Source organism: Allochromatium vinosum DSM 180 (genome assembly GCF_000025485.1).
Taxonomy (GTDB): Bacteria; Pseudomonadota; Gammaproteobacteria; order Chromatiales; family Chromatiaceae; genus Thermochromatium; species Thermochromatium vinosum.
The window spans coordinates 2563161-2585971 of record NC_013851.1 but is presented as its reverse complement, the minus strand read 5'-3'; the positions used below and the strand labels follow the sequence as shown (position 1 = coordinate 2585971).

Below are 22811 nucleotides of genomic sequence, written 5' to 3'. Positions count from 1 at the left end.
TTCCTCGGCGTGGTTCGCGGCCTTGTATGGATGGAGGCACACCCTGGCGCGTCTTCGTCGGGTGCTTGGAAGGATGTTATGAGATAACATCTTGGTTCGACAACCAATGGCGTTCAGGATCGACCATGCCCGGGTCTCGCACCCTCAATCCAGATTCGCACACTCCGCTCCAGCCGGCTGTCGAGATCCGGGATCTCGCGTTCCGCTGGACCGAGTCGGGGCCGCCGGTGCTCCGGCTCGACCATCTCCGGATCGAGCGCGGCGAGCGGGTTTTCGTCGCCGGGCCGAGCGGCAGCGGCAAGACCACCCTGCTGAACCTGCTGGCCGGCGTGGCGGTGCCGCAGCAGGGAAGTCTGCGGGTGTTGGGCCGGTCGCTCGAAACCGTCAGCGGTGCGCGGCGCGATCACTTCCGGGCCGATCATATCGGCTGCATCTTTCAGATGTTCAACCTCATCCCCTATCTCTCGGTCCTGGAGAACGTGCAGTTGCCCTGTCACTTCTCGCGGGTACGGCGCGCGCGCGTCCGCCGACGCTCCGGCACACCGACCGCTGAGGCATTGCGGCTGCTGAGACAGCTGGGCATGGCGGCCGACGGATGTCCGGATCGCCCGGTGAGCACGCTGAGCGTCGGCCAGCAACAGCGTGTCGCCGCCGCACGTGCGCTCATGGGTGCGCCCGAGCTGCTGATCGCCGATGAGCCGACCTCATCCCTGGATGCCGACCGGCGCGCGGCCTTCATCCAGCTCCTGTTCCAGGAATGTGCGGACTCGGGCTCGACCCTGGTCTTCGTCAGCCACGACACCGCGCTCGCGCCCCTATTCGATCGCACCCTGCGTCTCGCCGCGCTCAACCGCGCCACGCCGGATCACGAGACCGCCGTCCAGTCCGGGAGCTGAAGATCATGGCCATCCTCCGACTCGCCTGGAAGAGCCTGCTCAACCGTCGCTTCAATGCCGGACTCATCCTGCTGAGCATCGCCCTGAGCGTCAGCCTGCTGGTCGGCGTCGAGCGCTTGCGGCACGAGGCGCAAACGAGCTTCGCCAACACGCTGTCGGGGACGGATCTGATCGTCGGTGCGCGCGGCGGATCGGTGCAGCTCCTGCTCTATGCCGTCTTCCGTCTCGGTCAGGCTAGCCACACCATTTCCTGGAGTAGCTATCAGGCGATCGCCGCCCATCCCAGGGTCGCCTGGACGGTGCCCCTCTCGCTGGGCGATTCCCATCGCGGCTATCCGGTGCTGGGGACGGATCTCGGGTACTTCGAGCACTATCGCTTCGCCCGCGATCGGCGGCTCGAGTTCGCCGCGGGCGGTCCATTCACCGATCTCTATGATGCCGTGCTGGGCGCCGAGGTCGCCGCCGCGCTCGGCTATCGTCTGGGCGATTCTATCGTCGTCGGGCACGGCACAGGCAAGGTGAGCTTCACCGCGCACGCCGACAAGCCGTTTCGCGTCGCCGGCATCCTGGAGCGCACAGGTACGCCGGTCGATCGTACCGTGCATGTCCGTCTCGAAGCGATCGAGGCCATCCATCTCGATTGGCACTCCGGTGCCCCCGTGCCGGGACACAGCACCTCAGCCGAGGAGGCGCGCCACCTGGATCTCACACCCCGGAGGATCACCGCCGCCCTGGTCGGGGTGACGTCCAGGGCGGCGGCCTTCAGGGTTCAGCGCTTCGTCAATACCTATCCCGATGAGCCGCTGTCGGCGATCCTGCCAGGCGTCGCGCTGAGCGAGCTGTGGGGGCTGGTGGGCGTGGCCGAGAACGTCTTGCAGATCATCTCGGCCTCTGTGGTCCTGATCGGCATGCTGGGGATGCTCACGGTGCTGCTGACCAGTCTCGCTGAACGCCGGCGGGAGATGGCGATCCTGCGTTCCGTCGGCGCGCGGCCCTGGCAGCTCTTTGCCCTGATCATGGGCGAGGCCGGATTCCTGACCCTGCTGGGTCTGATACTGGGGCTGGGGCTGCTCTATATCGTGCTCGGGGTGGCCCAGCCGCTGATCCAGGCCGAGTATGGTCTCTCGCTATCCGGACGGCTCCCCAGCCTCTCCGAGTGGCGGCTGCTTGGTGCCGTGGCCGTCGCGGGCTTCGCGGTGGGGGCGATCCCGGCTTATCGGGCGTACCGGCTGTCGCTCGTCGATGGTCTGTCGATGCGGACCTGAGTCATGTCGGGACGAGCGATTGAGATGAAACTAAACGTGTATCCACAGACATCCCGCACCAGACTGCTCGTGACGGCGGTCATCGTCTCCATGACCCTCGGCCTCACCGCCTGCGGCGAGGCGTCCGATGAATCGGCGGTGGGGCCAGCTTCCGCCGATGGCCAAAACGCCGGCACCGGCTATCGCGACGCGGGCGATTTCAGCGAACTCGACTGGGATGCCCTCATCCCCGCAGACTGGGATCCGGACCGGCTGCTCGACGGCTTGAGCGTGGACGGGGTGAGTCTGGACGACATCCCGGACGAAGACCCGCGCGCCGAGGTGATCATGGGCCGGCTTATGGCTCTGTGGCAGCAGGCCCCGGTCGTCGCCGCGCTCGATGGCAAGCCGGTGAAGTTGTCCGGCTTCGTGGTGCCCGTGGAGTTCGGCCTGGATGACATACGCGAATTCCTCCTGGTTCCTTACTATGGCGCCTGCATCCATGTTCCGCCGCCGCCCGTCAACCAGATCGTCCATGTCACCCTGGCTGAGGGTGAAGCGTATCGGGGCGGCGTCTTCGATGCCGTCTGGGTCAGCGGCATCCTCCGGGTCGAGCGTTTCTCCAGCGAGATCGCCGACGCGGGCTATCGGCTCGAAGCCGTCGGGGTCACGCCCTATCCCTGAGGCGCGGACAAGGGATGCCGACCGACCGAAAAGCCGGTATCCTGCCCGAGAATCGAGACAGTTGAGGAGATCGGGCTCGCCATGTCGAAAAGTGAACAAATCAGAGAGGCGGGGCTCAAGGTAACGGTTCCCCGTGCCAGAATCCTGGCGATCCTGGAGCGCAATACCGAGCGGCACCTGAGTGCCGAGGACGTCTTCCGCGAACTGCTCGCCGAGGAGGCAGAGATCGGTCTGGCGACCGTCTATCGCGTGCTGACACAGTTCGAGACGGCCGGTCTCGTCTGCCGGCGTAACTTCGACGGCAACCAGGCCGTCTTCGAGCTCAACCGTGGCGGGCACCACGACCATCTGGTCTGTACCCGTTGCGGGAGCGTCGTCGAGTTCGTCGACCCCAAGATCGAACAGCGTCGGATGGCCGTGGCGAAAGAACATGGCTTTCGGACCGAGGATCACGCGCTCATCATCTATGGGGTCTGTCCCGCTTGTCAGAGCAAGCCCTGATCGCCCCGACGACGCTTCCCCATGCTAGGAGACCGTGGCGCGCAGCGTCTTGGCGGCGGCGACCATGTTGGTGAGCGCCGGGATGACCTCGCTCCACTGCCGGGTCTTGAGTCCGCAGTCCGGATTCACCCACAGCCGTTGCGCCGGGATGCGCTCGGCGGCCTTGCGCATCAGCTCGACCATGTGCGCCTCGCCCGGGATGTTGGGCGAGTGGATGTCGTAGACGCCGGGGCCGATCGCGTTGGGATAACTGAAATCATCGAAGGCATCGAGCAGTTCCATGTCCGAGCGCGAGGTCTCGATGGTGATGACGTCGGCGTCCATGTCGGCGATCGACGCGATGATGTCGTTGAACTCCGAATAGCACATATGGGTGTGGATCTGGGTCGCGTCCGACACTCCATTGGCGGTGATACGGAAGCATTCGACCGCCCAGTCGAGATAGTCCGTCCACTGCGAGCGGCGTAGCGGCAGACCCTCGCGCAGCGCCGCCTCGTCGATCTGGATCACCCGCACGCCGGCGCGCTCCAGATCCAGCACCTCTTCGCGCATCGCCAGCGCCAACTGCCGGCAGGAGACCGAACGCGGCTGGTCGTCGCGCACGAAGGACCAGTTGAGGATCGTCACCGGGCCGGTCAGCATGCCCTTCATGGGCTTATCGGTCAGCGATTGGGCGTAGGTGATCCAGTCGACGGTCATGGCCTTGGGACGGCGGATGTCGCCGAACAGGATCGGCGGCTTGACGCAGCGCGAGCCGTAGGACTGCACCCAGCCGAACTGGCTGAAGGTGAAGCCCGCGAGCTGTTCGCCGAAGTACTCGACCATGTCGTTGCGCTCGGCCTCGCCGTGCACCAGGACATCCAGCCCCAGCGCTTCCTGCTCGCGCACGCAGCGGGCGATCTCGCCACGCATGATCTCGACATAGGTCGCCTCGTCGATCGTCCCCGCCTTGAACTGCCGGCGCGCCTGACGGATCTCGCCCGTCTGGGGGAAGGAACCGATGGTGGTGGTGGGGAATTCAGGCAGATTCAGAAGGCCGGCCTGCTTGGCGGCGCGATCGGCGTAGGGACTCTGGCGCCGGCCCAGGCGCGCATCGATTCGGGTGAGCGACGCCTTGACCTCGGGGTCGTTGACGCGCGGTGACTGGCGCCGTGAATCGATGGCGGCCCGGTTGGCGTCCAGCTCGGCCCTGACGGCCTCGCGGCCCTGATTCAGCGCTGTTGCCAGCACCCGCAGCTCATTGAGTTTCTGCCGGGCGAAGGCGAGCCAGGACCGGATCTCAGGGTCGAGCGTCCGTTCGCTGTCCAGATCCACCGGCACATGCAGCAGTGAACAGGAGGGGGCGATCCACAGCCGCTCGCCGAGCTGGTCCTGGATCGGCTCCAGCCAGTCGAGCACGGCGTTCAGATCCGTCTTCCAGATGTTGCGGCCGTCGATCACGCCGAGTGACAGGATCTTGCTGGAAGGCAGCAGATTCAGCAACGCAACCAGATCGTCGCGCCCCCGGACGGCATCGATGTGCAGGCCGGCCACCGGCAGATGGGCGGCCAGATAGCGTTGATCCTGGAGCTCGCCGAAATAGGTCGCCAGCAGCAACTTGACCGGGGCCGTCTTGAGTTCGTGGTAGGCGATCTCGAAGGCATGACGCCAGGTCTCGTCGAGTTCCGTCACCAGGATCGGCTCATCGATCTGCACCCACTGGACGCCGTGCGCGGCCAGCGTGTTCAGCAACTCGGCATAGACCGGCAGCAGACGATCGAGCAGCGCGAGCCGGTCGGAGCCGTCCTTGCTCTTGCCCAGAGCCAGATAGGTGACGGGACCGATGATGACCGGTTTGGCATTGACGCCCTGGCGCTTGGCTTCGGCCAGCTGTTCGAGCAGACGCGAGGCATCGAGCTTGAATTCCGTGGCGGCGGTGAATTCCGGCACGATGTAGTGATAGTTGGTGTCGAACCACTTGGTCATCTCGCCCGCGGCAACGCCGTCGGTGCAACCGGCCTGTGCTTCCGCCGCCGGAGCCGAGCGCCCGCGCGCCACGCGGAAATAGGTGTCGAGCGACTCGCCTTTGAGACCGTGCACGCGCTTGGGGAGATGGCCCAGCGTGAAGCTCATGTCGAGCATCTGGTCGTAAAAGGCGAAATCACCCACCGGGACCAGATCCAAATCCGCTTGCGCTTGCCAATGGCGCGCGCGCAGCTCGGCGCCGACCGCCCTGAGTGTGTCGAGCGTGGACTCGCCCTTCCAGTAGGATTCGAGGGCGAACTTCAATTCGCGCTTGGCGCCGATGCGGGGAAAGCCGAGGTTATGGGTGATGGCCATGTCGATGTGCTCTGACGAATGAAAGATGACGCCATTCTCGTTCGCTCAAATCATGAATGGAAATGGTATGATTTCATCCGATCATGCATGGCATTCATGTGAAACCGGTGATATGGCTCAACTCGAACGCACCCATCTGGCGATCGTCCGTGCCGTCGATCAGTACGGCTCCGTGACCGCCGCCGCCGAGCAGCTCAACCTGACCCAATCCGCCCTCAGCCATGCGATACGCAAGCTGGAGGATCAGCTCGGCGTGGCGATCTGGACGCGGGAGGGGCGCCGTCTGCGTCCGACGCAGGCCGGAAGCTATCTGCTGGCGGTGGCCAATCGTCTGCTGCCGCAGCTCACACAGGCCGAAGAGCGTCTGCGGCAGTTCGCCCTGGGTGAACGCGGCACGCTGCGCATCGGCATCGAGTGCCATCCCTGCTATCAATGGCTGTTGAAGGTGGTGTCACCCTATCTGGCCGCCTGGCCGGACGTGGATGTGGATGTCCGGCAGGAATTCCAGTTCGGCGGGATCGGCGCGCTCTTCGCGCACGAGATCGATCTGCTGGTGACGCCGGACCCGCTCTACACGGGCGGTCTGCGGTTCGAGCCGGTGTTCGACTATGAGCAGGTGCTGGTGGTTGGACCGGGGCATCGGTTGCGCGGTCTCCCATGCGTGCAACCGGAGCACTTGGCCGAGGAGACGCTGATCACCTATCCGGTCGCCATCGACCGGCTCGACATCTATACCCGCTTCCTGCTGCCGGCCGGTATCCGGCCCAAGCGCCACAAGCCGATCGAAACGACCGACATCCTGCTGCAGATGGTCGCCAGCGGTCGCGGTGTCGCGGCACTGCCCCGCTGGCTGGTGGACGAACAGGCCGGCAAGCTCGATCTCGGGTCGGTGCGACTCGGCGCGCAGGGGATCGCCAAGCAGATCTTCGTCGGCATCCGCGAGCGCGAGGCCGACATCGATTATCTGCGTGCCTTCGTCGCGCTCGCCCGTGAACACGGCGGCGGGGTGGGATCGAGCGTCAGTGGGTAGCCGGCTGCGGGTCGATCCCGGTGTCCGACCCGGTCCTGTTCGAGGCTGGACGCACCAGCGCCCGGCCGGCTCGGCCGGCACGCTCGAATCCATCCCGGACGCCATCGACGACCCTGTCGGTGCCCGCTCGGATCCTGTCCCGTGCCTCGTGATCCTTGAGCACGTAGGTGATGACCGTGCCGGCAGCGGCACCGGCCAGGAAGGGAATGCAGTGGAACATGCGCGTCATCCTCGCGGAAAGGCTCGCGCGGCTCTGGGGCGGGCGGCCATCCTGGCCGATCCCGTGGAGGGAGGCACGCGCGTGAGCCGGTAGGCCCTCACTGCATTCTTATAGTCCCCACTGTCCGTCATGACAAGGCGATGTGGCCGCCATCTTGATGCGCGGCTCGCGGCACATCCGGGGGCGTGTTCGGTTCGACGTGCCTGGGCGGTTCGCCTTCCACGAAGAAGCCGGTGTTCTGGACGATGCGCGAGTGCATCAGATCCTCGTGCCCCACATAAGCGTGGTGCCTTCCATTGATGGGCGTCGGGCCGCTGCTCAGGTGCTCAAGCACCAGATCGCGTAGCCGTGTCAGGCTTGCCGCGATGAGCGGATCGAACTGCTCGCCGGCATGTCGTCGGATCTCGGTCAGCGACTCGTCGACCGACAGCGCCTTGCGGTAGGGCCGGTTCGAGGTCATGGCATCGAAGGCATCGGCAACGGCGATGATCCTGGATTCCAGGGGGATGGCTTCGCCGGCCAGTCGCTGCGGATAACCCTCGCCGTCGAAACGCTCGTGGTGGTGCAGCACGATGGTCGCGATCTCATGGAAGGTCGGGAGACGCACGAGGATATTGTAGCCGATGCGCGGGTGGCGCTGGATCTCGATCATTTCATCGCGATCGAGTCGTCCTGCCTTGTTCAGCACCTGATCCGTGATGGCGATCTTGCCGATGTCGTGCAACTGGGCGGCGACCCGTATCCGTTGCTGGATGGCGGGTGGGAGCTGGAGTTCACGCGCCATCAATTCCGAGAAGAGCGCGACCCGGCAGGAATGCTCATAGGTATAGGGGTCTCGTGCGTCCAGCGTCGTCAGGACGACATCGATGACTTCATGCAGACAAACATGCTCTGGAATACTCACAGTCTTTCAATCGTTCCTTGCCGCAGATTGCAGCTTCAGATTCATCGTCGATGCGCCAACCGACCCTGGATACGGATGTTTCAAGCCGCATCGACATCGCTGGATACAGCGCAAGGAGACGCCGGGATTCGCCGACAGGGGCAGGTCGCTGACGTCGGCGTCGTCAGTTCGAGGCGTTGGTCGCGGTAATCATGGGTCAGCTCATGCCAGGCCATGATGCCGTTGCGTCCGTTGTTCTTGACCCAATAGAGGGCATCGTCGGCGCGCTTGACGATATCCTGGGTCGTGGTGATCGGCGGCACGGTCAGCGCGGGCGGGAGCGGCTTCTCGATCACATAGTAGCCGACGCTGGCCGTGACCTTGATCCGCTGCTCGGGGCCGATCCGGATGTCGCGTTCGCGCAGCAGGCCATGCAGTCGATGCAGATACTGCTTGGTCTCGTCGGATGAGACATTGTGCAGGATCAGGGCGAACTCTTCGCCGCCGATCCGGGCCACGATATCCGTTTTGCGTGTGCTTTCGCGCAGTGCCGATGCGAACTGTTCGAGCACACGATCACCGCCCAGATGACCATGGGTGTCATTGATCCGCTTGAAGAAATCGATGTCCAGGATGACGAAGGCAAAGGAGACGCCTGTATGCAGATGTTCGTTGAAGCACTGGCCGATGCATTCCCAGAAGTGACGGGCGTTGTAGAGTCCGGTCAGCGTGTCGGTGATCGCCTCGATCCGCAGAGCCTCGTTGAGCGCCAGGATGCGCTCAGTCTGCCGTCGGATGTCCTGCTCGCGTTTGGCGATGGCGCGGCGCATCCAGTGGATCTCGCGCTTGAGGCGATTGAGCTCGTATTCATCGTCCGGATCGCCAGGCTCGGGTGCGATCGGCAGCGGCACGGCATAGTCGCCGCGCTTGAGGCCGGCGATGACGGTTTGAATGGCACGCAGATCGCGCAGACAGATCCAGGGCAATAGCAGGGGAGTCAGTGCGAGACTGGCGACCGCCGTCAAAAGAGAGAAAAGTATCAGGATTCCAGGGTCGACTTCCTGTTGCAGCAGCACGCCAAAGACCGCCAGGCTGACGCCCAGGATCAGAAGGTTCGCCAGCATGAGGCGCGCGCCGATCTTGATCTGCATGGTGTGAGTCTGTCTCCAAGGCGCGATCACGAAGCCGAAGTCTATCATTGCCCATCAATGCGGCAATGGTAATTGTTATCATTTGATGCGGGGTTCCATGTTCTTGTAGTAGAGGAAGGGGATGAGCGCCTCGAAGTCCTCGCGACTGTAGTCCCGGCCATCCTGGTCGACTGGCATCCACCCGCCTTGCCCTGGCTCGCACAGGCCGCGCACTGCCCGCGCTTGGGCAGGAGATTGCGATAGAGATAATAGAGCGCCGCGCCGACGATCAGGGCGACAGCGGCGATGTCGACCCAGCCGAGCGGCGTCGTGGTATTGACCACGGTCTCGGCCGTCGAAACTTGCGTATGCTCGGTGATCGGCATGGGTTGAACGGTCGTGCTCATGCGCGTAGCCCTCCATCAGCGGGTGACTCAAGAACAGGATGTCGGGCGCGCCCGTCGCGTCCACCGAACAGGCCGAGGGTCAGCAGCAGGGCCAGGGCGCTGAAATAGGTCCAGCTCATCATCTCGATGCCTGAGGTGCCGGTGGCCAGCCCGATGCTGTAGACGGCGCTGGCCACGCCCAGCCCGAGCAGCGTGGGGAAGACGATGGAGAAGATCATCCACTTATAGGAGCCGGTCTGGACCTTGACCATGACCGTGGTCGCCAGACAGGGCGGATAGAGCGCGAAGAACAGGATGATGGATGTGCCCAGGAGAGCCGTGGCGCCGGCCGCCCTGGTCTCGGCCCCCATGCGCGCCTCGAGCGTGGCGTTCTGATCCGCGTCCTGCTGGAAGAGCACGCCCAGGGTCGCGACGCTGCTCTCGCGCGCGGCGAAGGACGACAGCAGGGCGACATTGATCTTCCAGTCGAAGCCGGCGAACTGGGTCACGGGCTCCATGCCGCGCCCGATCATCCCGAGCAGCGAGTTGGTGATGCGCTCTTCCTTCATTTCACGGCGCAGCGTCTTGCGCGCCGAGTCCATGTCACGCAGGGCGCGGCTGGCCTGACGGGCGTCCTTGTCGCCCCTGGGCGGCGAGATCAGCGGCAGGAAATCCGGGTTGAGTCGCGCGAAATGCGCGTCGACGGCACTGGAGGCGTCCGCCCCCTTGGCATTGAGCTTGGCGCGCTTGTAGTCGTTGTAGACATTGAGCAGCGAGGTGATGTTCGCAGCCGTCGCCACCTCACGATAGGCATTGCCGGCCATCGCCTGTTGGAAGGCCGTCACGGCGGCGCGGCCCCGCTGCTCGTAGTCGGCCAGGCGCTCGTCGGAGATGCCAGGGAATTGCAGTAGCGTGAAGACCACCACCGCCACCGCCACCACGATGGTGCCGACCTTCTTGACATAGACCCAGGTGCGCTCGAAGGCACGGCGCAGCACGCCCGAGACCGTCGGCAGATGGTAGGTCGGCAGTTCCATCACGAAGGGCGAGGTCTCGTGACCGCGCAGCACGGTCTTGGTGAGCAGCTTGGAGACCAGCAGGGCGAAGATGATGGTCATGGTCGAGATGTAGAACATCATCAGCGACTTGTCCTCGACGAAGAAGATGCCGAGCAGCAGGGTGTAGAGCGGCACCTTGGCCAGACAGTTCATGAAGGGCACGGTCAGGATGGTGGCCATGCGCGCGCGATGGTCCGGGATGCCCTTGGTCGCCATGACGCCGGGCACGGCGCAGCCGCCGGCGAAGACCCCGCCCAGGATCAGCGGCAGCGTGCTCTGTCCGTGCAGGCCGAAGCGATGCAGCACTTTGTCGAGGATGAAGGCGATGCGCGCCATGTAGCCCGAGTCCTCGAGCATGGCGATCAGCGCGAACAGGATCAGGAAGATGGGGACATAGTTGAGCAGGGTGTTGGCCGAGTCGACCAGCCACAGCCCGATGTCGCGGGTATAGGGATCGACTAGGAAACCGGCCGCCGGCAGCAGGCCCGCGATCAGCTCGCGCGCCCTGGCCAGGAACGGCCAGGTGTAGGTGGTCAGCTCATAGCCCCAGACGATGGCGATCTGGTAGATCAGGAACACCGTGAGCACCAGGAAGACCGGAGCGGCGGCGCGATTGAGGATGACGCAGTCGATGCGCTCGGTCAGGGTCGGGCGGTTGCCCTCGCGGCCCACGAGAACGCCGTCGAGCAGCCGGCCGACGGTGCGCTCGCGGCAGCTCACCAGGTGATCGCTGACGTCCAGGCCATATTCCTGCTCGAAGGTCGCGCGTCGGTGCGCGGCCTCCTGAAGCAGGGTCTCGGTGTGCGTGGCATCCAGCCGCTCGGCGGTCAGCTGTGCGGCCTGAGTGTCGTCGTCGAGCAGTTTGAGCGCAAGCCAGCGGCTCGGGATGCCCGCCAGCTCGGGTGCGGCGGCGATGGCGCTCGTCAGAACCTGAATATCCGGATCCAGTGGGCCATAGTCGACGCTTACACGCGCCGGCTGGCGTTCGCCGGAGCGGGCGAGCGCCCGGATCGCCGCGCGCAGTGGTTCGCGCCCCTCGCCCTTGCGTCCGACCGTGCGCACCACAGGCAGACCGAGTCGCTCGGCCAGCGCCTCCTGATCGATCCGCAGCCCGCGCCCCTCGGCCACGTCCATCATGTTCAGCGCCAGCACCACCGGCAGTTCCATTTCGAGGATCTGGAGCGTCAGGTGCAGCGCGCGACGCAGGTTCGAGGCGTCGACCACGTTGACCGTCACATCCGGGCGCTCCTGGAGCAGGAACTCACGCGCCACCCGTTCCTCGAGCGAGAAGGAGGTCAGGCTGTAAGTGCCCGGCAGGTCGACCGTGCGCACCACACCCTCGGCGTCGCTGTACTGGCCGTACTTCTTGTCGACTGTGACCCCTGGGTAGTTGGCTACGTGCTGACGCGCGCCCGTGAGCACATTGAAGAGCGTCGACTTGCCGGCGTTCTGCTGACCGGCCAGGGCGACCAGGATGTCGTTACGGTCATTCATCGTCGAAGACCTCGATGGTCGCGGCCTCGCGGCGACGCAGGGTCACGTTGGCCGCCTCCAGCTTGATCTCGATGGGATCGCCCAGGGGCGCGCTACGCACCAGGACGATCTCGACGTCCGGCATGAGCCCCAGATCCATGAGCCGCTGGCGCACGGCCCCGCGTCCGAGGTGGCGGCGGATACGGGTGCGGTGTCCGGGGCGGATGTCGTTGAGGGTACGGGTCGATCGGTCTGGAGACTTGGGCATGAGGGATAGGACGACTCGGGTGATCGCTGATGAATGCGAATTCTACGTATTACGCCAACTTAACGCAAATGATAAGGATTGTTATTTGCGCTATATCGCTCCTTGCGGTATGGTTTTGCTCCGGATGGCGGCTGCCATCGATTCGCATTCATTCCAACGACACGAGATTCATCATGCGTCAGATCCCAATCGCCCTTCTGCTTGCGGCCGGTCTCGCAACCGGCCAGGCCCTGGCCCACACCCCGCTGTGCTCCTGCTACGACAACGGTGACGGCACCGTCTTCTGCGAGGGCGGTTTCTCCGACGGCTCCTCGGCCTCGGGTGTCAAGATGCGGGTGCTGGACGCCGGCGGAAACCTCATCCACGAGGGCGTCATGAGCGAGAACAGTGAGTTCGAATTCGACAAGCCGGAGGGTGACTATCGGGTCGTCTTCGAGGCCGGTCCGGGTCATGAGATCACCATCGAGGGCAAGGACATCCTGGAGTAGTCGGTCGGCTTTCGATCGTTCTTTCTCACTCGACAGTGGAGTCAACACATCATGAAACCGTCCATTACACTCCTCGCCTCTGCCGCTGCCCTGGGCGTCGGGGCCGCGCAGGCGCATTTTCAACTGCTCTACACGCCCGAGGTCATGCTGGAGAATCCGGCCGAGATCGATCTCAAGCTGGTCTTCGGTCATCCGATGGAGAACGGTCATGTCATGGACATGGGCGAGCCGGTCGAATTCTTCGTCCAGTTCAAGGAGGAAAAGACCGACCTCAAGGACAGTCTCAAACCGATCACCTGGCAGGGGCCGGACAACACGGCGGCGGCCTATGAAGCCAGCTACCGGATCCGGCGCAATGGTGACTATGTCTTCGTGGTCGTGCCGACGCCGTATCACGAGGAGAGCGAGGGCGTCTACATCCAGCAGATCACCAAGTCCTATGTGAACAAGGGCGCCATGCCCACCAGCTGGAGCGAGCCGCTGGGGCTGCCGACCGAGATCGTGCCGCTCAACAAGCCCTATCAGGTTTTCGCCGGCGGCACCTTCAGCGGTCAGCTACTCTCGAAGGGCAAGCCGGCGGCCGGTGTGGAGTGCGAGATCGAGTACATCAACACCGGCATCGACATGGAAACCAATGCCTTCGACAAGGCGCCCAGGGGGGATGTGCCGGACACGGCCATCGTCGCCATCACCGACGCCAATGGTCTCTTCACTTTCGGCATCCCGGCTCCGGGTGTCTGGGGCTTCGCCTGTCTCGGCTCGGGGCCGGTGAAGGAGCATGAGGGCAAGGAGCTGTCTCAGGACGCGGTGATCTGGATCAATGCCCGTGCGCTTGATGCCGGGGGTGTGGCCGGCGGGGCGCGTCTCGTCGCCGCAACGACGGAGGAGGCCAGACGCTTCGACCAGGGACTCAGTGAGTCTCAGCGTCGGCAGGTTCAGGAAGCCCTGCGCGGGATCGGGCTCTATAGCGGTTCGATCGACGGCAACCTTGGGCCCCAGACCCGCCTAGCGCTGAAGATCGTACAGCGCACGCATGGCCTTCCGGACACGGGGCTGGTCGACGGCGGTCTGTTCGAGACGCTGGTGAGCCTGAAGGGGCAATAAACCGATCCGCCAATCGATAGCGCGCTCCCTGATCCGGTGACGAAGCTCCGGCTTCGTCAATTGCGATGCGTCATGATCGGAACAGACAGGACATCAACGCAGACTGAACCGAATCGGCACCGTGATGGTGAGTCGTGACTCGCGAATGCCGGACGGTAGGACCGGCACTGGCGAGGCACGCTTGAGCATGGCCTGGACTTCCTGATCCAGCAGTGCGTGACCGGAACTGGTGACGATCCGATGCGACAGGATACGCCCGTTACGATCGATGGTGAACGACACCCTGACCGTACCCTCCTGACGCAGGCGTTGGGCGCGGCTTGGATAGCGCTTGTGTCGATTGAGCCAGGCGACCAGGGTGCCGTGGTAGTTCGCCATACCCAGGGCGCCCGCCCCCGATCCCTGGCCGTGTCGGTTTCCGCCCTTGCCCGATCCACCGCCACTCACGCCGCCACCCTGGCCTGCCCCCTCCGGGCGTCTGCCCGCGATCGAGTTGGAGTTATTGGCTTGAGGCCCGGTTGACGTTTGGGTGCGGGTGCTCGCGACAGCTGTCGGTCGGCTGGGTTTGGCGGCTTGAGGTTTGGGTTTTGCGATCGCTTTTGTCTGGGGCTTTGGTTTCGGTTTCGGCTTGGGCGGCGCGACTTCGGTTCGGGTCGGCTCGACGACCTTGGCGGCAACCTGTTCGCCCAAGGCGGGCGTGGCGGCGATGGGTGCGGTGGAGGCTCCGGCAGGCCCGATGGACTGGGTCGGCTCGCCGCCGCCCGCCGCCGCCTCCTGTGCTCCCGGCGCGCCGAACCGAATGATCACAGGGGCCGGTTGCGATGGTCGCGGCTCATGGCGCACGCCGGCGACCACGGCCAGATGGACCAGCGCCGCCGCCGAGACCGCGACCAGCCAGTGATGTCGACGGATCTCCATCAGGGTTTGCCGGTCGCGCGCGTGATCAGCTCGACCTGCTCGATACCGGCGGTCTCCAGCAGTGCGAGCGTTTCGCGCAACCGGCCAGCGGTCACGGCGACGTCGGCCTTGAGGGTGATTCCGGCAATCGACCCGTCTGCGGCCGTGGCCGCTTGCCAGGCAACGAGCCGCTCGTGCAGCGCCTCGCGCGAGACGAGCCGGTTGCCGACCGCCATCCGTCCGTCGGCATCCAGCATGATGACGTACTCGCTCGCCTCACGACTCGCCTGCTGCTCGGAGACCGGCGGATTCACGCGGATTGGCTCCTGAGAACGGATCTGTCCGCTGATCATGAAGAAAATGAGCATCAGAAAGATGACATTGATGAGCGGAATCAGATGATCCTCGCGCCGAGGGCGCGGATCCCGGCGAACGAGCTTCATCTCAGACTCAACTCCCTGATGCCGACGGCGGTGACGGTATCGATGAGGCCGACCAGCGGCTGGAGACGCACCTCGGCCTCGGCCTCCAGCACCACGGAGACATCCGGTCGACGCGCTCGATAGTCTTCGAGGGTGTGCTTCAAGTGGCCCGGATCCAGCGCGACGCCATCGATATCCAGAGTGCCGTCCGCGTGCAGACGCAGCCTCAGTACGGATGGGCGATCCGCGTCCTGTTCGCCGGCGGTGGCCGGCGCGGTATCCAGCCGCAGCGTCCGCCAGCGATCGAAATGCGAGGCCAGCAGAAAAAACAGCAGCAGGATGAAGACCACGTCGATCAGCGGTGTCAGACCGAGGCCGCGACCGGCACGCGAGCGCGGTAGATCAAGCCGCATGGCCGACCTCGCGCACGCGCCTGACGGACTGAGGCTCCTCCGTGGTCGGCATTGGAGCCTTGAGTCCACGGGTGAAGACCAGGGTGACGGCATCCTCCATCTGATGAGCGCAACGCTCGACCCGGCGCTCCAGCCAGGTATGCGCGATCACCACCGGGATGGCGACCGTGAGTCCGACCGCCGTGGTCAGGAGCGCCTGCCAGATGCCGCCGGAGAGGATGGCGGGATCGACCTGGCTGCCGGCCGTCTCGAGTTGGCGGAAAGCCTCGATCATGCCCAGCACCGTGCCCAGCAGGCCCAGCAGGGGGCTCAGGGTGCCGATGATCTCCAGTGCGCGCAGATGACTGCGCAGACGTTCAAGGTGAAGGCTGGCCACGCGGGTCAGTTCCTCGCGCAGCAGCGCTATGTCGACCTGGGGGCGGTGCAGACCGACCAGTGCCAGATGCACCAGCTGCGCCACGGGCTGCGTGCGTCCGGCGACCACGGCGATCGCCGCCCTGGCGTCCGATTGCTGCCAGCGACGCAGTGATTCCCGCACGGGTGCGAGCCGGTCGAGCCGCAGACGATGGAACTGCCAGAGCTTGAGCAGCACGATGGCGAGCGCCACCACGGACAGCAAACCCAGCACCAGCAGCACCGGGCCGCCGATGCCGAGCAGGTCATGGAGCTGAGTCTGCGCGCTGTCCAGGATACCTGGATTCGATGGCATCTGCGGTGGGGAGGATGAGACGGTCATGGTCGGCTGATGTCGATGTTGGATCAGAAGGCGTAGCGTGCGCCGAGATAGGCGTAGGGGCCGGGATCCGACCCCAGACCGGGGTCGATCGCTTCGTCGAACAGGTTGTCGATGCCGCCATAGAGCTCGACGCCCGTCAGGCCGGCCGGGGTATAGCTCGCCTTGAGATGGACCAGGGTGTAGCCGGCGGCCGTCTCGATGCCGGTCCGTCCCGAGTAATCCTGTTCCCCGGTGTAGCGGACGATGGCCTGGAGCAGCCAGTCCGCGCTGGGGGCATAGTCCAGGGTCAGGGTGGCCAGCGTCTCCGGGGTGTTGAGCAATGGATCCCCGGTGCTGCGGTTCTCGGTGCTGAGCTGGGTGAAGGCGACGCGGGCGCGCAGATCCGGAGTCAGACTGATCGAACCCTCGGCCTCGATGCCCTGGATACGGGCCTCGCTGATGTTGCGGAAGGTGTTGTAGGTCAGGAGACCGCTCCCCTCGCGCACCATCTCGATGCGATCTGTGACCTCGGTGTGGAAGAGCGTGAGGCCATAGTCCCAGCGCCTGGCCGTACCGGCGAGTCCGATCTCGAAGGTATCGCTCGACTCGGGATCCAGGCTGTGAGCACTGGTCTTACCCTGGTCCGGGCTGATGACCTCGGCGCCGAGCATGGCGACGCCCTGGGGATTGACCTGATCGACATAGAGACTGCGGTCGTCCGGTGATTTGTAGCCCTGGGCGAAGTTGGCGCGTAGCCGTGCGAGCGGAGCCAGGGTCCAGACACCGCCGGCCTGGAAGGACAGGTGCGAGCCGCCGACCGAGTCATCATCGTAGCGAGCGCCATAGACGGCGTTCAGATTCGGCCGGAGCTGCCATTCGTGCTGCAGAAAGGCCGAATCGAAGGTGCGCGTGTCAGCCGTGTAAGCGGTCGATTCGACGTCGTTCTCCCGATGCTCCAGACCGCCGACCAGGGTATGTCCCTCGGCCGGTCGCCAGGTAGCCGTGAGTTCATTGACCCATTGGGTCAGTGTCGATTGGTTGACCGCGCTCGCCGAGTCGTTCCGGGTCGCATAGCCGAGGTCGGCATAATGGATGGCGTAGGCCACGCGGTCTTTGTCGTAACGGCTGTACTGGAGCCGATAGCGCAGGTCGAGTCTGTCGAGCACCGACCAGTCGAGCGTCAGGGCGGTGTCCAGGCGCTCGTTGTCGTCATACTGGCGCGCCGGGATGTCGGCGGCCTGGAGGGTCTTGCCCGAGGCCGTGTAATTGGTCGCGTAGCGGCTGCTGATGTAGGTGCCTTCACGTTCCTCGCGCATCGCATTGAGATCGAACCTGAGCTTGAGGTCGGGCGTCATCCGCCATTCGAGCGCACCGCCGACCGTATCCACGTCGGCCTGATCGCGATAGTCCACGTCCACTTCATAGCTGTCCGCGAGTCCGTTTCTGATCCGTGCGTTCGAATGCCTGGATGGGGCGACCTGAGTCCCGGATTGCGGGACGGTCACGCGTGCCGTCTCGCGCTCCGAGTAGGGGTCACGGCTCAGTCGGCTGGCGTAGAGACTGAAGCGGAGCGCTTCGCTGCCGCCGCGCAGATCCGCCGCGAACTGGGCGCGCTCGCCGGCACCCCGGTCGTTTGCGCCGTACTGGAGGTCGACACTACCCTCCAGTCCGCTCGTCGGCGGCTTGGTGATGATGTTGACCACGCCGCCGAGTGCATCGGCACCATAGAGCAGGCTGGCCGGACCGCGCACGATCTCGATGCGGTCGATCATGGTGGCGGGGATACGCTCCAGCTCGAAGCTGTTGCTGAACTCGCCCTCGACGCGACGGCCATCGATGAGATACAGGGTGTCCGACCCGCCGAGACCGCGGATTTGCAGGTTGGTGCCGGATGGACTGACATAGACGCCCGGCGCCAGATCCAGGATGTTGCGCAGAGTGGTCGCGCCGGCGGCCTGGATATCGGCGGAATCGATCAGTTGGATCGGCGCCGGGCTGGTGTCGATATCGTGCTGGGTGCGCGTCGCGGTGGTGACATAGACCGTCGGGAGTTCGATCGAGTCTTCGCCGGCGAGCACAGTGATCGGACAGGCGCTGCTCAGTGTCAAGAGGACGGAGAGACGGATCGGCGAGCGTCCGGGCGACTGGGCGGATAGACGGCGCATGGGATCTGTTCCTTGCGTCTGGGGTTCGTTGTGGTCACGGACATCACCGCAGAGCACGCGGCAGTGAATTCAGAATCGCATCGACATTTAATCACAATAATTCGCATTTGTGATTGAGTATTTTCAATATCGATGTCCGTGATCCTGAGGCGCTTGAGAGGCCGCGTGCCCAGCAGATCCTGGTCGAACATGTACGCGCCTATTTGCCGCAGCGATGGGCGCTCGCCTCCAAGGAACCGTCCCGAGACCGAGGCGCAAGATGAGAAGGGATACGCATGCAAATCCTTCTCAGTTGCTTGGTGGAGCGTCTCTTGCTATCGTCGGAGTCGTCTCGATCACCGATAACAAACTGTTTTTATAGGTTTATACCCATGCAAGAGAGCGATTGGGAAGTCTTCCAGCTCGACGAATTGCTCGCCAAGGTCGAGCGTCAGGGCGTCAACTTCAAGGAGTTCCTGCGCACGCCGTCGCTGTCCTGCGCCATCTACCACATCCCGGTCGGTTCCAGGGACATGGCCAGCGCCCACGAAGAGGACGAACTCTATCTGGTGCTGGAGGGCACGGGGCAGCTGCGCATCGGAGAGACCGAGCACCGTGTCCAGCAGGGCACGATCATGTATGTGCATGCGGCCTGTGATCATGCCTTCTTCGATATCCAGGAAGACCTGACGGTACTGGCCTTCTTCGGCTCACCCGTGCTGGAACTGGGACGCGGGCGCCGTTTGCGGCATGGGCACCGGCCGGGCGCGAACATCGCGGCGGACGCCGGCGTCTGAGTCCGGCGTGGCCGGGAGGCTCCGCCTGCGTCAATGCGACGCGGGTGCCGCATAGCCGGCCACCTGTTCGAGCGCCCGCGCAAAGGCCGATACACCCGAGCTGCCGAGTAGCACATGCGGCTTCTCGCAGCGCTTGCAGAAGCGTTTGGTCCGGTAATAGGCGTCATGGCTGACATAATCGGCCGCGCAGACCACGGCATCAGCGGACGCGAGCATGGCTTCCAGGCGACGCTGATTGTCCTCGAGTCCGCCGTCGTGATGGTCGAAACGGCCATTGCAGCCGGTGACCAGGCGCCGATACTGCTCGACCAGTGGTTTGCGTCCACCGACGCAGAGTACGAGTCGGCCGCCCAAGTCGGCGCGCTGGGCGCAGCGTTCGTTGGGACAGTCCTCACAGGACGCGGCGCCGGACTGTAGGACGAGCCGCTCCAGCGCTTCGCAGTCGGCCGCACGCTCCTGGGCCAACTGCGCGAGCCGCTCGCATTCGGTCTGCGCCAGGGCGTGCTTCTCCCGCCAGATGGCGGTGCGGGCTTCACTGGCCGACAGTGCTTCTTCGAGCTGGGCGAGACGGGCGTCGCGTTCATCGAGAGCCTGCTGGTAGGTCTCCGCACCGCTGGCTTTCAGACGTTCGCTGAGGCTGTACTCGCGCTCGCGCAACCGCTCACAGTCACCCTCACAGTGCGCCAGCCGCTCGCTCAACCGCGCGATCTCGCGCTCACGTCCATCGGCCAGCTCACGCGCACGCCGTTGCTGCGTCTCGAAGTCGCGTTTCAGGCGTGCGAGTTCCTGGCGCGTCTCGGAGAGCGCCTTGAGATCCGCCCGCTGACCGGCCCCGATCTGGTGCGAGATCATGTGGATGTCTTCATAGACCAAGGACATCACGACGGCATCCGCCCGGGGGTGCGTCATGACGGCCCAGAGCGCACCTGGAACCTCGCCGGCGCCGAGCGCCTCGGTCCAGAGCGCGAGCAGTTCCTCGGTGGAGCGCGCCTTGGTAAAGCGCCCGACGACGCCGGTGTATTTCTTCTCCAGCAGTTTGTAGGTAGCCTGCGAGAGGTCGTTGCGCTCATCGGCGGCGGCAACGAAGCTCACATGGATCTCGTAGTCACTCGGTCGCTCCTGTTTACGCCAGCTGAAACGCGCGCCCAAGCGCCTCAGCTCGCCGACGTCCAGGCAGGTGCCGATGATGGGGCAGTGATACTTGTGCGGAATCTCCCACAGCTTGCGGCGACGGCTCCCCAGCGGCGGTATGGCCACTTCCTGCCGCGCGTGGCGTGCATCACCGTAGGGAGGCATTCGCCCGGACGGGGCGGCAATGTCCAGGATGGAGCGTTCGTGCATGGGACGCCGCTCCTTACTTGGTCAGAATCAGCTTGTTGTTGCGGGTCATCCGCAGGACGTAGCGACAATCACCGTGCTCGATCATCACGAATGGATCGTTGCCGAGCAGTGACCGGACGTCGATGGTGCGCGGTATCGGGGACAGTGCGCTCTTGTGGAGGTGCTCGGGACGGCGACTGGCGGCTGGTGTGGTCGTAGGCATCGTCAGGCTCTCAGCTGGTTTGCACGGTGATTGATGACGGAGCAGCCGGATGGCTGGCAAATAGCAATCATTCGCGTTAAAGAGTAAGCGCTGAGTTCGAGCCTGTCAATTATCAATGCATGTCGTTCTCATTTTTGCTGGTGTTCAGGGGGCGCCTCGGCGGTGCGCCGTCTTCAGTCCTTGGGGTCCAGTCCAAGTCCCCTGAGGCTGCGGCGGACCACACCTTCGCGTGACTCGTAATCAGGCACTTCGATCAGGATCTGCTCGGGTGTACGCGCGGCGGCGCGCGTCGGGTTCGGTTGCAGATCGCCTTCGATACGCACCAGCTGATCGTCCTCGAAGTAGAGCGTCAGATTGCGCTGCTCCATCGGCTGATGCCCGCGCTTGATGGTATAGGTGTAGTCCCAGCGATTGGCATGGAAGAAGCTGACCAGCGGCGGCGTGCCCAGCACGAAGTTGACCTGACGCTTGGTCATGCCGAGTTCGAGCGCATCGACCATCTCCTCGGTGAGGATGTTGCCCTGTTGGACCGTCATCTTGTAGACGAAGGGCAGCGTCTCCAGGACCGAGGTCTGCGTCTCGTCCGGTTTGGTGTCGCGCGCGCATCCCGCGATGGCGATCGAGACCATCATGGAGCCCAGTATTGGAAAACTGAAAATCTTTCGCATCTTGTCCTGATCACGACTTTGCGCTAAATCAGAGCATCATACCGTAGCGTCGTTCCTGGATCACAGGGGGCGCTGATCCAAGTGGCCGAGTGCGATCGTCCAAGTCGGTCGTGTCGGCCCGTGACCCGGAGAATTCAGTTGGAAAACGAACAGATCAAGCAGGCCGGACTCAAGGTGACGGCGCCGCGCGTCAAGATCCTGAGCATCCTCGAGCACAGTGGCAAGCGCCACATGAGTGCCGAGGACGTCTACAGGGAACTCCTGAGTCAGGACGAGGAGATCGGTCTGGCCACCGTCTATCGCGTGCTGACCCAGTTCGAGGGGGCCGGCCTCGTCTGTCGCCGTCACTTCGAGAGCGGGCAGTCCGTCTTCGAACTCAACAGCGGCGAGCACCATGATCATCTCGTCTGTATCAAGTGCGGCGCGATCGTCGAGTTCCTCGACCCCACGATCGAGACGCGCCAGAAACGCATTGCCGCCGAGCATCACTTCAAGATCGAAGACCACTCACTCGTGGTCTACGGCCTCTGCCCGAACTGTCAGGGCAAGCGCTGAGCCTACCGGACGACGTCCAGATATTCGCGCTCGATGGCCGTCTCCAGCGCCTGGGTGCCCTTGACGAGCTCCTCATAGATCCGGCGCAGGGTGCCGAGCCGTTCGATGTCGGCCGCGTCCGGCTGCCCATCCGGGGATTTGAGCGCGATGTCGTAGAGCGCTCGCAGATAGCTGGCGCGGGCTTTGGCCACCATTTCGATCACGGGGGTCAGGTCGGAGAGCTTGAGCTCTTCGAAAAGCGGGTTGATGGTCGCGCGGTTGATCTCGCGGATCTCGGCATCGATCGCAATCAGCAGGCGTCTGTTCTCGGTGGCCATCTCTCGGATTCCTCGGTGATTGGACAGGATTCCCGCTCGACCCTGAAACACCCGTGCCAAGGCGGTGTCATCCTCGGTAAGCATAGACCGCGAACGCGCGCCGGACTGTTGCGTGGTTCACGAAACTCGCGGTGCCATCGGCGCGATCCGGCTGTCGCGTCCCGGATGGATGACCACCTTGCAACAGTGGCGTCGGAGCTACGTCGTTCGCGGGGCATCAGTGTCGAAAATTCGTCGCTTCGTGCGTGTTGCGTGACGGTTTCAGTGTGTCGTCTGTGCCAGATTCGCCGGGGGATCGAAGATTTCGCCGCTGGCACGGTATTCGCTCCTGAAGGTCATCAGGACAACGACCTTCAGGGGGGATCGCTATGAAATCCGGCCACCATGTCGCAACCAGACGCGCTGTCACCATGTACCCGATGTACCCGGCGCTGTCGATCCTTCATGTCGAAGGCCCGGAGCGAATCGGCTGGTATGAGCCGGGCATCATGGCGATACGGTTGTCGGCGCCGACCCCGGAACCGGAAACGACGGATCCAGGGCTCTATACCGACTTTCAGACCGCCCAAGCGGTTGCCGAGCAGATGCGCCAGCTCATTGATGTCTATCGCTTGCGGTGCGGCGAGTTCTATGCACGGCCACAGCCGCGCAACTGA

The 22811-nt window shown here is 64.2% G+C and carries 25 protein-coding genes; 10 read left to right on the top strand and 15 right to left on the bottom strand.

From position 1 onward, the window contains the following. The first annotated feature begins 125 nt into the window (after positions 1–125). The 4 genes from ALVIN_RS11285 to fur (ALVIN_RS11270) all read left to right on the top strand — a co-directional run bounded on the left by ALVIN_RS11285 (position 126) and on the right by fur (ALVIN_RS11270) (position 3325). Positions 126–896, top strand: a complete 771-nt coding sequence (locus ALVIN_RS11285; RefSeq protein ID WP_012971455.1) for an ABC transporter ATP-binding protein — start codon at positions 126–128, stop codon at positions 894–896. Positions 897–901: 5 nt separating this feature from the next. Beyond that, positions 902–2161 carry an ABC transporter permease gene (locus tag ALVIN_RS11280; protein WP_012971454.1) on the top strand — a complete coding sequence of 420 codons (1260 nt, stop codon included), beginning with the start codon at positions 902–904 and terminating at the stop codon, positions 2159–2161. Between the two features lie 24 nt (positions 2162–2185). Further along, complete coding sequence (locus ALVIN_RS11275) at positions 2186–2824, top strand: DUF3299 domain-containing protein (protein ID WP_012971453.1); 639 nt, start codon at positions 2186–2188, stop codon at positions 2822–2824. A gap of 81 nt (positions 2825–2905) precedes the next feature. Further along, positions 2906–3325 carry a ferric iron uptake transcriptional regulator gene (fur, locus tag ALVIN_RS11270; RefSeq protein WP_012971452.1) on the top strand — a complete coding sequence of 140 codons (420 nt, stop codon included), beginning with the start codon at positions 2906–2908 and terminating at the stop codon, positions 3323–3325. A 24-nt stretch (positions 3326–3349) separates the two neighbouring features. Here fur (ALVIN_RS11270) and metE read toward each other — a convergent pair whose 3' ends face one another. Beyond that, positions 3350–5644: a 5-methyltetrahydropteroyltriglutamate--homocysteine S-methyltransferase gene (metE, locus tag ALVIN_RS11265; protein ID WP_012971451.1), complete on the bottom strand. Its 2295-nt coding sequence runs from the start codon at positions 5642–5644 to the stop codon at positions 3350–3352. Positions 5645–5756: 112 nt separating this feature from the next. Here metE and ALVIN_RS11260 point away from each other — a divergent pair, with 112 nt between their 5' ends. Beyond that, on the top strand, positions 5757–6674 hold the full coding sequence (locus ALVIN_RS11260; RefSeq protein ID WP_043795633.1) for a LysR family transcriptional regulator: 918 nt from the start codon (positions 5757–5759) through the stop codon (positions 6672–6674). Here the strand turns inward: ALVIN_RS11260 and ALVIN_RS11255 are convergent. The 5 genes from ALVIN_RS11255 to ALVIN_RS11235 form a co-directional block, all read right to left on the bottom strand. Further along, on the bottom strand, positions 6664–6894 hold the full coding sequence (locus ALVIN_RS11255) for a hypothetical protein (RefSeq protein WP_148217501.1): 231 nt from the start codon (positions 6892–6894) through the stop codon (positions 6664–6666). The two genes, ALVIN_RS11260 and ALVIN_RS11255, sit on opposite strands and share 11 nt — an antisense overlap. Before the next feature lie 127 nt (positions 6895–7021). Beyond that, positions 7022–7798, bottom strand: coding sequence for an HD-GYP domain-containing protein (locus ALVIN_RS11250; RefSeq protein ID WP_012971449.1), 777 nt, complete (start codon positions 7796–7798; stop codon positions 7022–7024). Between the two features lie 80 nt (positions 7799–7878). Next, a complete protein-coding gene (locus ALVIN_RS11245; RefSeq protein WP_223295211.1) occupies positions 7879–8928 on the bottom strand; it encodes a GGDEF domain-containing protein in 1050 nt (349 codons plus the stop codon). Positions 8929–9310: 382 nt separating this feature from the next. Continuing rightward, positions 9311–11845: a ferrous iron transport protein B gene (feoB, locus tag ALVIN_RS11240; protein ID WP_012971446.1), complete on the bottom strand. Its 2535-nt coding sequence runs from the start codon at positions 11843–11845 to the stop codon at positions 9311–9313. After that, positions 11838–12092, bottom strand: a complete 255-nt coding sequence (locus tag ALVIN_RS11235) for a FeoA family protein (protein ID WP_012971445.1) — start codon at positions 12090–12092, stop codon at positions 11838–11840. Before ALVIN_RS11235 ends, feoB begins: the two co-directional genes overlap by 8 nt. Before the next feature lie 173 nt (positions 12093–12265). On the opposite strand from ALVIN_RS11235, the gene ALVIN_RS11230 reads away from it, so the two are divergent. Then, on the top strand, positions 12266–12580 hold the full coding sequence (locus ALVIN_RS11230) for a hypothetical protein (RefSeq protein ID WP_012971444.1): 315 nt from the start codon (positions 12266–12268) through the stop codon (positions 12578–12580). A gap of 51 nt (positions 12581–12631) precedes the next feature. Further along, on the top strand, positions 12632–13684 hold the full coding sequence (locus tag ALVIN_RS11225; RefSeq protein ID WP_012971443.1) for a DUF4198 domain-containing protein: 1053 nt from the start codon (positions 12632–12634) through the stop codon (positions 13682–13684). A gap of 93 nt (positions 13685–13777) precedes the next feature. Here the strand turns inward: ALVIN_RS11225 and ALVIN_RS11220 are convergent, their stop codons facing one another. From ALVIN_RS11220 to ALVIN_RS11200, 5 genes are read right to left on the bottom strand one after another with little or no spacing between them, the layout of a single operon-like run. Next, complete coding sequence (locus ALVIN_RS11220; RefSeq protein WP_012971442.1) at positions 13778–14602, bottom strand: energy transducer TonB; 825 nt, start codon at positions 14600–14602, stop codon at positions 13778–13780. Then, a complete protein-coding gene (locus ALVIN_RS11215; protein WP_012971441.1) occupies positions 14602–15024 on the bottom strand; it encodes an ExbD/TolR family protein in 423 nt (140 codons plus the stop codon). Before ALVIN_RS11215 ends, ALVIN_RS11220 begins: the two co-directional genes overlap by 1 nt. After that, positions 15021–15416 (bottom strand): ExbD/TolR family protein, encoded by a 396-nt coding sequence (locus ALVIN_RS11210; protein ID WP_012971440.1) that lies wholly within the window; start codon positions 15414–15416, stop codon positions 15021–15023. The genes ALVIN_RS11215 and ALVIN_RS11210 overlap by 4 nt, the downstream gene beginning before the upstream one ends. Continuing rightward, entirely contained in the window at positions 15406–16152 is a 747-nt protein-coding gene (locus tag ALVIN_RS11205) for a MotA/TolQ/ExbB proton channel family protein (RefSeq protein ID WP_012971439.1), read from the bottom strand. Before ALVIN_RS11205 ends, ALVIN_RS11210 begins: the two co-directional genes overlap by 11 nt. A gap of 23 nt (positions 16153–16175) precedes the next feature. After that, positions 16176–18296: a TonB-dependent receptor plug domain-containing protein gene (locus ALVIN_RS11200; RefSeq protein ID WP_012971438.1), complete on the bottom strand. Its 2121-nt coding sequence runs from the start codon at positions 18294–18296 to the stop codon at positions 16176–16178. 371 nt (positions 18297–18667) lie between these two features. Here ALVIN_RS11200 and ALVIN_RS11195 point away from each other — a divergent pair, with 371 nt between their 5' ends. Further along, the gene (locus ALVIN_RS11195) at positions 18668–19072 is read left to right on the top strand and encodes a cupin domain-containing protein (RefSeq protein ID WP_012971437.1); all 405 of its coding nucleotides are present in this window, start codon (positions 18668–18670) and stop codon (positions 19070–19072) included. A 30-nt stretch (positions 19073–19102) separates the two neighbouring features. Here ALVIN_RS11195 and ALVIN_RS11190 read toward each other — a convergent pair whose 3' ends face one another. The 3 genes from ALVIN_RS11190 to ALVIN_RS11180 form a co-directional block, all read right to left on the bottom strand. Beyond that, positions 19103–20413, bottom strand: a complete 1311-nt coding sequence (locus tag ALVIN_RS11190) for a DUF2325 domain-containing protein (RefSeq protein ID WP_012971436.1) — start codon at positions 20411–20413, stop codon at positions 19103–19105. 13 nt (positions 20414–20426) lie between these two features. Further along, positions 20427–20615 carry a hemin uptake protein HemP gene (gene hemP, locus ALVIN_RS11185; protein WP_012971435.1) on the bottom strand — a complete coding sequence of 63 codons (189 nt, stop codon included), beginning with the start codon at positions 20613–20615 and terminating at the stop codon, positions 20427–20429. Between the two features lie 173 nt (positions 20616–20788). Beyond that, positions 20789–21247 carry an outer membrane protein assembly factor BamE gene (locus ALVIN_RS11180; protein ID WP_223295210.1) on the bottom strand — a complete coding sequence of 153 codons (459 nt, stop codon included), beginning with the start codon at positions 21245–21247 and terminating at the stop codon, positions 20789–20791. Between the two features lie 174 nt (positions 21248–21421). Between ALVIN_RS11180 and fur (ALVIN_RS11175) the strand changes: the two genes are divergently transcribed. Then, entirely contained in the window at positions 21422–21838 is a 417-nt protein-coding gene (gene fur / locus ALVIN_RS11175) for a ferric iron uptake transcriptional regulator (protein ID WP_012971433.1), read from the top strand. Positions 21839–21840: 2 nt separating this feature from the next. Here the strand turns inward: fur (ALVIN_RS11175) and ALVIN_RS11170 are convergent, their stop codons facing one another. After that, entirely contained in the window at positions 21841–22155 is a 315-nt protein-coding gene (locus ALVIN_RS11170) for a hypothetical protein (RefSeq protein ID WP_012971432.1), read from the bottom strand. A gap of 368 nt (positions 22156–22523) precedes the next feature. Here ALVIN_RS11170 and ALVIN_RS11165 point away from each other — a divergent pair, with 368 nt between their 5' ends. Then, the gene (locus ALVIN_RS11165; protein ID WP_148217500.1) at positions 22524–22811 is read left to right on the top strand and encodes a hypothetical protein; all 288 of its coding nucleotides are present in this window, start codon (positions 22524–22526) and stop codon (positions 22809–22811) included.